At 72.6% G+C, this 13,840-nt stretch carries 10 protein-coding genes; 6 read left to right on the top strand and 4 right to left on the bottom strand.

What is annotated here, in order from left to right:
* Window positions 1–146: 146 nt before the first annotated feature.
* Complete coding sequence (locus I5Q34_RS14815; protein ID WP_199892640.1) at window positions 147–1,967, bottom strand: phosphoenolpyruvate carboxykinase (GTP); 1,821 nt, start codon at window positions 1,965–1,967, stop codon at window positions 147–149.
* A 271-nt stretch (window positions 1,968–2,238) separates the two neighbouring features.
* Here I5Q34_RS14815 and I5Q34_RS14810 point away from each other — a divergent pair, with 271 nt between their 5' ends.
* The 3 genes from I5Q34_RS14810 (at window position 2,239) to I5Q34_RS14800 (ending at window position 5,556) form a co-directional block, all read left to right on the top strand.
* Entirely contained in the window at window positions 2,239–2,976 is a 738-nt protein-coding gene (locus I5Q34_RS14810; RefSeq protein ID WP_199892639.1) for a hemolysin III family protein, read from the top strand.
* Between the two features lie 395 nt (window positions 2,977–3,371).
* Window positions 3,372–4,922, top strand: coding sequence for an MFS transporter (locus I5Q34_RS14805; protein WP_199892638.1), 1,551 nt, complete (start codon window positions 3,372–3,374; stop codon window positions 4,920–4,922).
* Between the two features lie 10 nt (window positions 4,923–4,932).
* A complete protein-coding gene (locus I5Q34_RS14800; RefSeq protein WP_199892637.1) occupies window positions 4,933–5,556 on the top strand; it encodes a TetR/AcrR family transcriptional regulator in 624 nt (207 codons plus the stop codon).
* Here I5Q34_RS14800 and I5Q34_RS14795 read toward each other — a convergent pair.
* Entirely contained in the window at window positions 5,546–7,588 is a 2,043-nt protein-coding gene (locus tag I5Q34_RS14795; protein ID WP_199892636.1) for a thioredoxin domain-containing protein, read from the bottom strand. The genes I5Q34_RS14800 and I5Q34_RS14795 overlap by 11 nt on opposite strands.
* A gap of 233 nt (window positions 7,589–7,821) precedes the next feature.
* Between I5Q34_RS14795 and I5Q34_RS14790 the strand changes: the two genes are divergently transcribed.
* Window positions 7,822–11,091, top strand: a complete 3,270-nt coding sequence (locus I5Q34_RS14790; RefSeq protein ID WP_199892635.1) for a tetratricopeptide repeat protein — start codon at window positions 7,822–7,824, stop codon at window positions 11,089–11,091.
* A gap of 338 nt (window positions 11,092–11,429) precedes the next feature.
* Here I5Q34_RS14790 and I5Q34_RS14785 read toward each other — a convergent pair whose 3' ends face one another.
* Window positions 11,430–11,705 carry a hypothetical protein gene (locus I5Q34_RS14785; protein ID WP_199892634.1) on the bottom strand — a complete coding sequence of 92 codons (276 nt, stop codon included), beginning with the start codon at window positions 11,703–11,705 and terminating at the stop codon, window positions 11,430–11,432.
* 4 nt (window positions 11,706–11,709) lie between these two features.
* Window positions 11,710–12,579 carry a mycothiol conjugate amidase Mca gene (mca, locus tag I5Q34_RS14780; protein WP_199892633.1) on the bottom strand — a complete coding sequence of 290 codons (870 nt, stop codon included), beginning with the start codon at window positions 12,577–12,579 and terminating at the stop codon, window positions 11,710–11,712.
* A 104-nt stretch (window positions 12,580–12,683) separates the two neighbouring features.
* On the opposite strand from mca, the gene I5Q34_RS14775 reads away from it, so the two are divergent.
* Together I5Q34_RS14775 and greA are read left to right on the top strand one after the other, a co-directional pair.
* Window positions 12,684–13,085, top strand: coding sequence for a DUF4307 domain-containing protein (locus I5Q34_RS14775; RefSeq protein ID WP_199892632.1), 402 nt, complete (start codon window positions 12,684–12,686; stop codon window positions 13,083–13,085).
* Between the two features lie 256 nt (window positions 13,086–13,341).
* Entirely contained in the window at window positions 13,342–13,839 is a 498-nt protein-coding gene (greA, locus tag I5Q34_RS14770; protein WP_199892631.1) for a transcription elongation factor GreA, read from the top strand.
* Window position 13,840 lies beyond the last annotated feature (1 nt).

Here is a 13,840-nt window from a genome sequence, read left to right as displayed (position 1 = left end):
GGGGGCCCCCCGGGGGGGGGGGGGGGGGGGGCCCCCCCCCCCCCGCCCGGGGGGGGGGGGGCCCCGGCCGGGGGGGGCCCCGTAAAAAACGGTTAACGGGGGGGGGGGGGCCGCGCAAAAACCCCCCCCCCGCCCCCACCGACCCGTCACCCGAGCCGCTTCACCAGCCCCCGATACTCGTCCCACAGCTCCTTCGGCGTGTGGTCACCAAACGTGTTGAAGTGCTCGGGAATCAGCGACGCCTCCTCCCGCCACACCTCCTTGTCGACCGACAGGAGCAACTCGAGGTCGGCCTCGGACAGTTCGAGACCGTCCAGGTCCAGCGCCCCCGGCGCGGGCAGGACACCGATCGGCGTCTCGACACCGGCCGCCCGCCCCTCCAGCCGCTCGACGATCCACTTCAGCACCCGGCTGTTCTCGCCGAAGCCCGGCCACACGAAGCGGCCGCCCGCGTCCTTGCGGAACCAGTTGACGTAGTAGATCTTCGGCAGCTTGGACTGGTCCTTGTCCTTGCCGACGTTGACCCAATGCCCCATGTAGTCGCCCATGTTGTAGCCGCAGAACGGCAGCATGGCGAACGGGTCGCGGCGCAGCTCGCCGACCTTGCCCTCGGCGGCGGCGGTCTTCTCGGAGGCGACGTTGGCCCCGATGAAGACGCCGTGGTTCCAGCTGAAGGACTCGGTCACCAGCGGGACGGCCGAGGCGCGGCGGCCGCCGAAGAGGATGGCCGAGATCGGCACGCCCTTGGGGTCCTCCCACTCGGGCGCGATGATCGGGCACTGCGAGGCCGGCACGGTGAAGCGGGCGTTGGGGTGCGCGGCCGGGGTGCCGGACTCCGGCGTCCAGGCGTTGCCCTTCCAGTCGGTGAGGCGGGCGGGTGTCTCCTCGGTCATGCCCTCCCACCAGACGTCGCCGTCCTCCGTCAACGCGACGTTGGTGAAGACGGAGTTGCCCCAGAGGGTCTTCATCGCGTTGGCGTTGGTGTGCTCACCGGTGCCGGGCGCGACGCCGAAGAAGCCGGCCTCGGGGTTGATCGCGTAGAGGCGGCCGTCCTCGCCGAAGCGCATCCAGGCGATGTCGTCGCCGATGGTCTCGACCGTCCAGCCGGAGACGGTCGGCTCCAGCATGGCGAGGTTGGTCTTGCCACAGGCGGACGGGAAGGCGGCGGCCACGTACTTGGACTCGCCCTGCGGCGGGGTGAGTTTGAGGATGAGCATGTGCTCGGCGAGCCAGCCCTCGTCGCGGGCCATGACGGAGGCGATGCGCAGGGCGTAACACTTCTTGCCCAGCAGCGCGTTGCCGCCGTAGCCCGAGCCATAGGACCAGATCTCCCGGTCCTCGGGGAAGTGCGAGATGTACTTGGTGCTGTTGCACGGCCAGGGCACGTCCTGCTCGCCCTCGGCCAGCGGCGCGCCGAGCGAGTGCACGGCCTTGACGAAGAAGCCGTCGGAGCCGAGCTCGTCGAGGACGGGCTGCCCCATGCGGGTCATGGTGCGCATGGAGACGGCGACGTACGCGGAGTCGGTGATCTCGACGCCGATCGCGGAGAGCGGCGAGCCGAGCGGGCCCATGCAGAAGGGCACGACGTACATGGTGCGCCCGCGCATCGAGCCGCGGAAGATGCCCTTCTCGCCGGCGAAGATCTCCCGCATCTCGGCGGGGGCCTTCCAGTGGTTGGTCGGGCCGGCGTCCTCCTCCTTGGCGGAGCAGATGAACGTCCGGTCCTCGACGCGGGCCACGTCCGTGGGGTCGGAGGCCGCGTAGTACGAGTTGGGGCGCTTGACCGGATCGAGCTTGCGGAAGGTGCCCTTGGCCACGAGCTCCTCGCACAGGCGCTCGTACTCGGCCTCGGAACCGTCGCACCAGACGACCCGGTCCGGCTGGGTGAGGGCGGCGATCTCGTCGGCCCAGGAGACGAGCTCCTGGTGGTTGGTGGGGGTGGTGGGAGCCGCATTTGCGCGCGCCACGATCGCTCCGTCCCGCCGGGGGCCACGGCGCCCGGCGTCACATGTTGAGGGTGGAACGGACTCGTCCGCCTGCCCGACCGGCAGGCCGGTCCGTCTCTGCACATTCGCCCCTTGGGGGCTGCGACCCAGACGCTTCGCGACCGCTCATCCGGTGCCGCCCGCACTCATTTGATCATCCGACTCCGTTTCGGTTCTGTCCAGGGGGCACTCCCGTGACCATCGCCACGTGATACTGATCCGTAACTTACGGTGGCGTAGGTAGCATGACGCCATGACACCCGCGCCCGACGCGGCGCCCGTCGCGCCCGCCACTTCCGCCGGTGCCGCGACCGCCGCGCCCTCGCCCGCCCCCCGCCCCTCCGCACAGCCGGGCGCCATCAAGCCCCGGCTGCGCGGCTGGCTGCACGCCGGGATGTTCCCCGCCGTGCTGATCTCCGGCGTCTTCCTGACGGCCCTGGCCGACAGCACGCGAGGCCGGATCGCCTGCGCCGTCTACGTCCTCACGGCCTGCCTGCTCTTCGGTATCAGCGCCCTCTACCACCGCGGCAACTGGAGCCCACGCGTCCAGGGCGTGCTCCGCCGCCTCGACCACGCCAACATCTTCCTGATCATCGCGGGCACCTACACCCCGCTGACCATGCTCCTGATCCCGGGCGGCCGCGGCCAGTTGCTGCTGTGGGCGGTCTGGGCCGCCGCGGCGGCCGGGATAGCCTTCCGCGTCTTCTGGGTCGGCGCGCCGCGCTGGCTCTACACCCCCTGCTACATCGCCATGGGCTGGGCCGCCGTCTTCTTCCTCCCCGACTTCCTGCGCAAGGGCGGCATCGCCGTCCTCGTCCTGGTAATCGTCGGCGGCCTCCTGTACAGCGTGGGCGGCGTGATCTACGGGATCAAGCGCCCCAATCCGTCGCCCCGTTGGTTCGGCTTCCACGAGGTGTTCCACTCACTGACGCTGGCCGCCTTCGTCGTGCACTACGTGGGCATCTCGCTGGTGGCCTATTCGCACCCCTGAAATCCCTGAAATCCTCGAAGCCCCTGACTCCGCGCGCCCCGGGCGCGCCAACCGCAGTGGCCGTGGCCGAGAGGCCGCGGCCACTCTCCATGTCAGGCCCCCGACGCCGGCCAGCACCACGACCAGTACGGCCAGCTCACCGGCGAGAACGTAACTCCCCACGCACACCGCGCCGATCAGCGCGACGAGGGCGTGCACTGCTGCACCCATCACGGATCACCCACCCCTTTTCGGTCGTTCCACTGACCGGTTCCCTGCCCTGCACACAGGGTCACACACCCCACTGACAGTCAGCGCGTCATCAAGGAGGAGCAACCACGGCATCAAGAGTTGACAGTAAAAATCTTTTGAGAGTTACTGTCATTTGACCAAAACTCTCAAAGGGGTGTTCCGTCATGTCCGCCACCACACCCGCCAAGGGCCCCGCCGGCCGCCGCTGGGTCGCCCTGGCCGCGATCGTCCTCTGCATGCTCACCCTCGGCTTCGACACCACGATCCTCAACGTCGCCCTGCCGACCATGGCCTCGGAACTGGGCGCCGATGCCAGTCAGTTGCAGTGGATCGCCGACTCCTACCTGGTCGTCTTCGCCGCGCTGATGCTCCCCGCCGGCCTCCTCGGCGACCGCTTCGGCCGCCGCCGCATGCTCGTCACCGGCCTGCTGGTCTTCCTCGCCGGCTCCCTCGTCGGCTCCCTCGCCGACGACAGCACCACGGTCATCGCGGCCCGCGCCGCGATGGGCGCCGGTGCCGCCCTGGTGATGCCGCTGGCCATGGCCGTCCTGCCCTCGCTCTTCGGACCCGAGGAGCTCACCCGGGCCGTCGGCGCGCTCTCCGCCGCCACCGGCCTCGGCCTGCCCCTGGGCCCCCTGCTCGGCGGGTTCCTCCTCGACCACTTCTGGTGGGGCTCGGTCTTCCTGATCAACCTGCCGCTCATCGGACTCGCCGTCGCCGCCTGCCTCCTGCTCCTCCCGGAGACCACCGACCCCGCCACTCCCACCGTCAACGTCCTCACCGCCGCGCTCGCTGTCACCGGCCTCGGCGCCCTCGTCTACGGCGTCAACGAGGGCCCGGGGAGCGGCTGGTCATCCCCGCCGGTCCTCGGCGCGCTCGCCGCGGCCGTCGTCCTGCTCGCCCTGCTGGTGGTGCGCGAACGGCGCCTGGCGCGCCCGATGCTCGACCTCGCCCTGCTGGCCCGGCCCGGGTTCCTGTGGAACACCGTCGCGGCCGCCCTGGTGATGTTCACGATGACCGGCCTGCTCTTCGTCCTGCCCTCGTACCTCCAGACCGTCCAGGGCCACGACGCGTTCGGCACCGGCCTGCGCATGGTCCCGATGCCGCTCGGCATGCTCGTCGCCTCCCGCGCCGTCGCGCCGCTCGTCCGGCGGACCGGCCCGCGCCCGGCCATCACGGGCGGGCTGGTCGTCATGGCGGTGGCGGCGCTGCTCGGCAGCCGCACCGACGTGCACGACGGCTACGGCTGGACGGCCCTGTGGCTGACCCTCGTCGGCGTCGGCTTCGGCGCCGCCGTCATCCCCGCCATGGACGGCGCCCTCGGCTCGCTGCCGCGCGAGCGCGCGGGCGTCGGATCGGGCCTGCTGATGACGCTCCGCCAGGTCGCCTCGGCCATCGGCCTCGCCGCCCTGGGCAGTGTGATCACCGGCGTCTACACCGACCGCCTCGACACCGCCGGCCTCCCGCCCGCCGCGGCCGACGCCGCGACGGACTCGGTGGCGGCGGCGCACACGGTCGCCGGACGGCTCCACGACGCGGCGCTGACGCGCTCGGCCGACGCCGCGTACGTCCACGGCATGGACACGGCCCTGCTGGTGACGGCCGTCGCCGCCCTCGCGGCCGCCGCGCTCGTCGCCGCCTTCCTGCCCGGTTCGCGCCCCGCGCGGACGGAACGGACCACTCGCGCGGTGGTCGACGAAACGATCGATGCCTGACAATGCCGTCATGGCATCGGCACAGACCACCCCCGCCGCGCAGCCCGGCCCCCGGCTCGGGCTGCGCGAGCGGAAGAAGATCCAGACCAGGCAGGCGATCCGCGCCGCCGCCTACCGCCTCTTCGAGGAGCAGGGGTACGACGCGACCCCCGTGGACCGGATCGCCGAGGCCGCCGACGTCTCCCCCAGCACGGTCTTCCGTTATTTCCCGACCAAGGAGGACATCGTCCTCACGGACGAGTACGACCCGGTCATGGAGGCCGCGCTGCGGGCGCGCCCGGCGGACGAGCCCGCGCTGACGGCCGTCCGCCGCACCCTCGTCGAGAACCTGAGCGGCGTCCTCGGCACCAACAGCCCCGAGATGCGCATGCGCACCCGCCTGATCAGGGACGTACCCGCCCTGCGGGCCCGCTCGGGCGAGGGCATGGCCGGCTCGGTGGACATGATCCGCACCGTGCTGGCCGAGCGGTCGGGCCGGTCCGCGGACGACTTCGAGGTGCGGATGGTCACCACCGCGGTGCTGGCGACGATGCAGGAAGCCCTGATGGCCTGGGTCGACGAGGGCCAGACCGGGGACCCGCTGGATTTCATCGGCCACGCGCTGGACGTGCTGGAGCGCGGCCTCACCCTCTGACGCCCAGCTTCTCCGCGAGCACCCGCGGGTCGTCCGTCGGCCTCTCGCACGCGAAGTTCCGGCACACGTACGCCGCCGGCCGGCCCTCGATCAGCGGCCGGTCCGCCAGCAGCGGCACCTCCGCCGCCGTCGCCGACGCGGGCTCGCCCAGGGCGACGGCCGCCCCGGGCCGCGGGGAGAGCAGGGCGACGCGGTGCAGGGCCCGGGTGGCCGGGTCATCGGACGGGCCGACGACGGCGACCTCGTGGGGCCCGTCGAGGAACGCCTCCGCGACGGCCAGGCCCCAGCCGATGAAGCGCGGCGCCTTCGGGCCGAGCATCCGCACCACGCCCAGCGCCCGTTCGGCCGCCTCCCGGTGCGGCACACTGCCGGTCAGCGCCGCGTAGGTGAGCAGCGCCCCGGCCGCGGCCGTCCAGCCCGACGGCGCGGCACTGTCGGTCGGGTCCTGGGGGCGGCGGATGAGGGTCTCGGCGTCGTCCGCCGTGTCGAACAGGGCGCCGTCCGCGTCCCGGAAACGGATCAGGACGGTGTCCAGCAGCAGTCCCGCGAAGTCGACCCACACCCCCTCGCCGGTGACGGCCGACAGCGCGAGGAACCCCTCGGCGACGTCGGCGTAGTCCTCCAGGACGCCCGCGTGGGCACCCGCGACGCCGTCCAGGGAGGTGCGGAAGAGGCGGGCGTTCCAGTCCATGTGGACGCGGACGAGGAGGTCGGCGGCGTCCGTCGCGGCCTGGACGAGGTCGGGCCGCTCGAAGTACGCGCCGGTCTCGGCGAGCGCGGCGATGGCCAGGCCGTTCCAGGCGGCCACCACCTTGTCGTCGCGCCCCGGCCGCGCCCGGCGGTCCCGTGCGGCGGCCAGGCGCTCACGGATGGAGGCGACGCGTTCGGCGTCCACCAGGCCGTCGGTGTCGGGGAGTTGGAGGACGGAGGCGCCCTCCTCGAAGGTGCCCTCCTCGGTGACGCCGAAGTAGTGGGCGGCGAGGGCCGCGTCCGCCTCGCCCAGGACCTCGCGCAGCTCGCCGGGCGTCCAGACGTAGTAGGCGCCCTCGGTGTGCCGCCCGCCCGCGTCCTCGCTGTCCGCGTCCAGCGCCGAGGCGAAACCCCCCTGTTCGGTGCGCATTTCACGGACCAGGAAGTCGGCGGTCTCCAGGGCGACCCGGCGGGCGAGGCCCGAGCCGGTGGCCCGCCACAGGTGCGCGTAGACCCGGCACAGCAGGGCGTTGTCGTAGAGCATCTTCTCGAAGTGCGGCACCACCCAGCCGCTGTCCACCGCGTAGCGCGCGAAGCCGCCGCCGAGCTGGTCGTGGATGCCGCCGCGGGCCATGGCCTCGCAGGTGGCCGTCACCATGTCGAGCGCGGCCGCGGACCCCGTGCGCTCGTGGTGGCGCAGCAGGAACTCCAGCACCATGGGCGGCGGGAACTTGGGCGCTCCGCCGAAGCCGCCGCGCACGGCGTCGAAGTCGCGGGTCAGCGCCATGAGCGCCAGGTGCAGCTCCTCGGCGCCGGGCGGCCGTTCACCGGCCGTGGTGAGGGAGCGCTCGGAGAGGTCGCGCACGATCCGCCCCGCGACCTCGCCCACTTCTTCGCGCCGTCCGGTCCAGGCCGCCGTGACGCCCTCCAGCACCTGGCGGAAGCCGGGCATGCCGTGGCGCGGCGCCGGCGGGAAGTACGTGCCGAAGTAGAAGGGCTCGGCGTCGGGGGTGAGGAAGACCGTCATGGGCCAGCCGCCCTGGCCGGTGGCGGCCTGTACGGCCTCCATGTAGACGGCGTCGACGTCGGGCCGCTCCTCGCGGTCGACCTTGACGGAGACGAAGTGCTCGTCGAGGTACGCGGCGGTCGCCGCGTCCTCGAAGCTCTCGTGCGCCATCACATGACACCAGTGGCAAGAGGCGTATCCGACGCTCAGCAGGACGGGCACGTCGCGGCGGCGCGCCTCCTCGAATGCCTCGGGCGACCAGGGCCACCAGTCGACCGGGTTGTCGGCGTGCTGGAGGAGGTAGGGCGACGTCTCGTGCGCCAGGCGGTTCGGCATGAGTCCCATCCTTCACCAACAGGGGCCTCGACTTCCTCACCCGCTGCTCCGATCTCCGTCAGCAACACCCGTGCGGCGTTCTCCCCTGTTCTCCACAGGCCGGTTATCCACAGGGCTGCCGGAAATCCCTCCGAGGCGGAAGACTGAACGCCTTGCCGGTCGCCGAAGTTCGCCGACCGAAGTTCGCCGGCCGAAGTTGCTGGTCAAAGTTGCTGGTCGAAGGGGGACGACGCATGCAGAGCTCGCTGCCCGCCCTGCGGCGGGGCCATCGGGGAGACGTCGAGAGCCTGTTGGAACGGGCGGTCGAGGAGGAGGTGCGCCGCTCCGGCGGCCGCGCGGACGGCGGCGCGCTGCTGCGCCGGGCGCGCGACGAGCTGGACGTGCTGGCCGCGGCCGCCGCCGAGGAGTACGGCACGTACGTCCACGCGCTGGACGAGGAGGCGGCGTCCGTCGCGCCGCTGTCGGCCCGGCTGTCGGGGGCCGAGCTCGGCACGCCCGCGCTGGTGACGGCCGTCGCCGCGGTCACCGCCTTCGGCGCCGACCTGGGGTATGGCACCTCGGCGGGCACGGCCCTGAGCACCGGCGTGGCGGTGGCCCTGGCCGGCGCGGTAACGACGGTCGTGAAGCTGACGGCCGGTCACTGGCCGGCCGTCCACCGGCGCGCCGGGCGGCGCGGGCAGCCGGGCGGCGCCGAGCAGCTGCGGCTCCAGTGGCTGACGGCGGTGGAGGTGCGCGGCATAAGACCGTTCCTCGACCAGCAGCGGATGCTCCGGGGCACGGCACGCACCGGCGCCGAGGCCAAGACCGGCAAGGACACCGTCTCCACCCTGCCGCTGCGCGGCGGGGACCGCAGCGCGGCCGCCCGCCGGCGCACCGCCCCGGCCCGCTCCTTCGACGATCTGCCCTCCGCCCACGGCCCGTTCACCGGCCGCAAGGAGCAGCTCGACCGGATCGCCCGGTGGGTGCGTCAGGCCCGGGCGAGCACGGAGACCAAGCCGGTGGTCGTGGTGCTCCACGGCCCGCCCGGCTCCGGCCGCTCCACCCTCGCCCTGCGCGCCGCCCACCAGCTGCGCGACCAGTTCCGCGGCGCGTGCGTGGTGGATCTGCGGGGCGAGAGCCACGAGGAGCCGCCGCTGGCCACCCGGGAGGCGCTGCTGCACCTGCTCAACCGGCTCGGCGCGCCGCGCGACCAACTCCTCTTCCGCGAGCGGTCGTCGCAGGACCAGCACCTCAAGCGGCTGTCGGAGGTGTACCACCAGCACCTGACGGGCCTGCCGGTCACGATCGTGCTCGACGACGCCTCGGACGCGGAGCAGGTCCGCGCCCTGGTGCCCGAGCGCTCCGAGGGCCTGGTGCTGGTCACGGCCCGCACCCCGCTGGCCCTGCCGCCGGGCCTGGTGGCCTGGGCGCACCAGCTGGAGGTCGGCCCGCTGGACGGGCCGGGGGCGCGGGAGCTGCTGCGGTCGGCGGCCGAGGAGGAGAGCCTCGGCGGGCCCGGCGACGTCCACGTCCTGGACGACGTGCGGGAGTTGTGCGGCGGGCTGCCGCTGGCGCTGCGCGTGGCGGGTTCCTCGCTGGGCCCGCGCACCCCGCGGACGCTGGCCGCGGAGCTGGCCGCCGCCGGGCAGGACGACCCGGTCGGCCGGGCCCTGTGGCTGCGCTACCTCGACCAGAACGAGGACGCCCGCCGGCTGCTGCGCAGGCTCGCGCTGGCCGGGCGCGCCTCGCTGGGCGCGGCCGCGGCCGCGGCGCTGCTGGCGGCGGATCAGAAGGACGCGGCGCGCACGCTGGCGGAGCTGGCCCGGGCGGGCCTGATCGAGCCGGTGCGCCCGGGCCGCTTCCGGATGCACGACCTGGTGCGCGACTTCGCCCACGCCCGGCTGCACGAGGAGGAGCCCGCCGGTGAGCGGGGCGCCGCCCAGGAGCGGCTGATCCGCAGCTACGCGGAGCTGGCCGACTCGGTGATCCGCATGGTGGACGGCAAGACGTCCACGCGCGCGGACGCGTTCGCCCGGGGCGCCGCCGGCGGCCACGGCTTCACCTCGCTGGACGCGGCGCTGCGCTGGCTGGACGACGAGTCGAGCTTCATCACCGCCGCGCTGCGGCACGCGGAGGGCGTGGACCAGTCGGCCGTGCTGCATCTGCTGGGCGCCCTGTGCGACTACTGCCTGCTGCGCGGCGACCTCTACCGGCTGGGCGAGCTCAGCGAGTTGACGCAGTCCACGGACCGGGATCTGCTCAACCGCTCGGTGCAGTGGCGCACCGGCGTCGCGGCCCGCCAGCTGGGCGAGCTGGACAAGTCCCGTACGACGCTGACGTCGGTCGTGGACCTGTATTTCGACGCGCAGCATCCGGCGGGTGCCGCGCGGGCCCTGCGCGACCTGGGCATCACGCTCCAGCACCAGGGCAACATGCGCGAGGCGGCCGGGAAGCTGCGCGAGGCGCTGGAGTTGCAGGCCGCGCCGGAGCTGAGCGGTGACCGGGCGTGGACGATGCACGCACTGGCGGCGGTCGAGCGGGACCGCGGCCGGCTGGCGGAGGCGCTGGACCTGCTGGCGCCGGCGCTGGAGCTGCACCGGGAGAGCGAGAGCCTGCACGGCCAGGCGTGGGCGCACTTCCACCGGGGTCAGGTGCTACTGCGGATGGGCCGGGCTGAGCCGGCCGAGGAGGAGCTGCGGGAGGCCCTGGAGCTGTACGGGCGCACCCAGGACGGCCGGGGCGCGGCCTGGGCGCTGACCCAGCTGGCGCGGGCCCGGCTGACCGCCGGGGACGCGACGGCCGCCGCGGACGGCCTGCGACAGGCGGCCGTCCGGCACCGGGAGCACGAGGACGCGCGGGGCGAGGCGTGGACGCTGTTCCACCTGGGGCAGGCGCTTGAGGAGTCGGGCGATCTCCCGTCGGCGCTGCGGGAGCTGGAGCGGGCGCGCACGATGTTCAACCGCATGCGCGACGTCTACGGCCTGGCGTGCGCCCGGCACCACTCGGCGCGGGTCACCCGGGACCAGCGGGCGGCCCAGACGGGAAGCCTGCGCAACAGCGGCTTCGCCCGGCAGCTCCTCCAGGACGCCCGGCTCGACTTCCAGCGGGTGGGCGTGGAGCACGGCGAGGGGTGGTCGTGCCTGGAGCTGGCCGTGATCGACGCGGGCAACGGCCGCGCGGCCCAGGCACTGGAACTGGTGGACGGGGCGACCCGGTTGTTCGGGGCGCTGGGCGACCGGCGTGGGGAGAGCTGGGCGCGGTTCCTGCGCTGCACCCTGCTGCCGCTGGCGTCGCCGGGCGGTTCGGTGGTGGGGACGGCGGTCGCCGAGGAGGAGCTCGCCCGGCTGCGGTCCGGGCTGCGGTCCGCCGACTGGGCGGTCGATCCGTCGCTGGAGCAGTGCGCGGAGGCGTTCGCGCTGGTGCTGGAGCGGGGCGTGGAGCCGGAGTCCGGCTGGCAGGGGTGGCGCCTGGGGATGGTGCCGGGCCGGCACGCGAGGGAGGTGGTGGCCGTGCTGCCGCGCTAGGGCTGTCCGACGACTCTTGGACTGCCGCTAGGCGAACCGCCCGTGCCGCTCAGCACGCCTCGCAAGCTGCCGACCGACTCACAGGGAGCATCCGTTCCAGCGAAGCAGCGGCGTCAAGAGCTATCGGACACGGCCCAGGGCTCGGGGCACGCCGTGCGGCGACGCCGCGCGCCGGCCGGGCGCTCCACCACCGCGCCGGGACCTCGACGCGCCGCCGGCCCCAGGGCTCCGGGCTCGCCACACGCCGGGGCTCCGGACCCACCGCCCGCGGGCCCGGGTACGCCAAGGGGTCCGGCGGCACCTTGGGGTGTCGCCGGACCGGGCCGGCCGGGGCCGGATCAGCCCTTGGCGGGCTTGGCCTCCGGGCCGCCGGCCGACGGGTCGGCGGCGGCCGCCGCCAGGCCCGCGCCCGCGGCGGAGGCCTCCGGCGCCTCCTCGAAGTCGACCCGCTTCATGTGCTTGGTCATCGACTTCATCAGCAGCCAGACGGCGGCGCCGATGACGGCGAAGACGATGAAACCGAGCACACCGGGGGTGACCTTGTTCTTGTCAAGCTCCTCGCCCGCGAGCGGCACGAGGTGGGTGACAGCGAGGGAGGCAGTCGCGCTCATCATGGGGTCAATTGTTGCGGATGCCCGCGAAGAGGTCGTCCTCGGGGAGGGACACGCTCACGAGGGACTTGGCGAGCTCGTACTCCTCGGTCGGCCAGACCTCGCGCTGGATGTCCATCGGCACGCGGAACCAGCCGCCGTCCGGGTCGATCTGCGTGGCGTGGGCGATCAGCGCCTTGTCACGGATCTCGAAGAAGTCGGCGCACGGGACGAAGGTTGTCAGGTTGCGGTCCCGGCCGATGTCGTCCCAGCGCTCCAGCCACTCCCCGTACGGGGACTCCATGCCGCGCTCGATCAGCGCGTCGTGCAGGGCCTGGGTGCGCTGCCGGTTGAAGCCCTGGTTGTAGTAGAGCTTCAGCGGCTGCCAGGGCTCGCCGGCCTCGGGGTAGCGCTCGGGGTCACCGGCCGCCTCGAAGGCCACCATCGAGATCTTGTGGGTCATGATGTGGTCGGGGTGCGGGTAACCGCCGTTCTCGTCGTACGTGGTGATCACGTGCGGCTTGAACTCGCGGATCAGCTTCACCAGCGTCCCCGCCGCCTCCTCGACGTCCTCCAGCGCGAAGCAGCCCTCGGGCAGCGGCGGCAGCGGGTCGCCCTCGGGCAGCCCGGAGTCCACGTAGCCCAGCCACTCCTGCTTGACGCCGAGGATGTCCCGCGCCTCCGCCATCTCCTTGGCGCGGACCTCGTGGATGTGCTCCTCGATGTAGGGGTCCCCCTGGAGCTTGGGGTTGAGGATGGAACCGCGTTCCCCACCCGTGCAGGTGGCGACCAGCACGTCCACCCCCTCGGACACGTACTTGGCCATCGTGGCCGCGCCCTTGCTCGACTCATCGTCGGGGTGGGCGTGAACGGCCATCATTCGCAGCTGCTCAGTCAAGGCTCGATCCTCAGTCACTCGTCTCGGCAGACGCCTCCTATAGTGACCGAAGCGGGAGCCGTTTCATTCCGCGTTCACCAATCGCCGTCCGAGAGGAAACGATCATGGCTGCGCAGCGCGAGGCCCTGCCTGAGGGGCGTTACGGCCGCTCGGCGGACGAACGCGCCGACCGCAAGCTCAAGATCATCGGCGGTGCGCTGGGCGCGGTCCTGCTCGTCTTCCTCGCGTGGGCCGCTGTGCACTACATCACCAAGTCGGATGTGAGCGGCGAGCTTACCCGGTCGAAGTCGGTCTCGGACAGCTCGGTCCAGGCGGTCCTGGAGATTCGCAAGGGCAAGGACGACAAGGGCGTGTGCACCCTGCGCTCGCTCGGCTACGACGGTTCCGAGGTTTCCCGCCTGGACGTGACGGTCGACCGCGCCGAGAAGCACTTCACCCAGTTCGTCACGCTCCGCACCACCGCCCGGGCCCGCATCACCCAGCTCGAGGGCTGCCGCACCGCGTAGGGCGGCCGAGCCCCGGCGCCTCCGGGATCACTGTGGCCGCAGGGGCCCCAACACCCCCGAGCGATACTCGCCACACCCACACTGACCTGCATTGATGCGATTCTTGCGCGGTTTCGCCCCGCCGCTTCTTCCCCCATTCCGGACGTAATTGTTAGGCTCGTGGTTTCGCCCGCCTTTGGAGGTGCACCCTTCTGAGTAGGGCGTTCATTTGTATCCGTGACCCCAAGTTTTTTCCCAGCACCGACGAGGAGCACCTGTGACCCAGACCAGCGACAACGTCACCTGGCTGACTCAGGAGGCGTACGACCAGCTCAAGGCCGAGCTGGAGTACCTGTCTGGTCCCGCTCGCACGGAGATCGCGGCCAAGATCGCCGCGGCGCGCGAGGAAGGTGACCTGCGAGAGAACGGCGGGTACCACGCGGCCAAGGAGGAGCAGGGCAAGCAGGAGCTCCGTGTGCGTCAGCTGACCCAGCTGCTCGAGCACGCGAAGGTCGGCGAGGCCCCGGCCGCCACCGGCGTGGTCGCCCCCGGCATGGTCGTCACCATCGCCTTCGACGGGGACCCCGAGGACACCCTGGCGTTCCTGCTCGCCTCCCGCGAGTACGCCAGCTCGGACATCGAGACGTACTCCCCCCAGTCGCCCCTGGGCACCGGCGTGAACGGCAAGAAGATCGGCGAGGACGCCGAGTACGAGCTGCCGAACGGCAAGAAGGCCAAGGTCCGCGTCCTGGACGCCAAGCCTTACCAGGGCTGAG

Origin of the sequence: Streptomyces sp. AV19 (genome assembly GCF_015999245.1) — a bacterium.
Taxonomy (GTDB): Bacteria; Actinomycetota; Actinomycetes; order Streptomycetales; family Streptomycetaceae; genus Streptomyces.
This window is presented reverse-complemented; position numbering and strand designations above follow the sequence as displayed.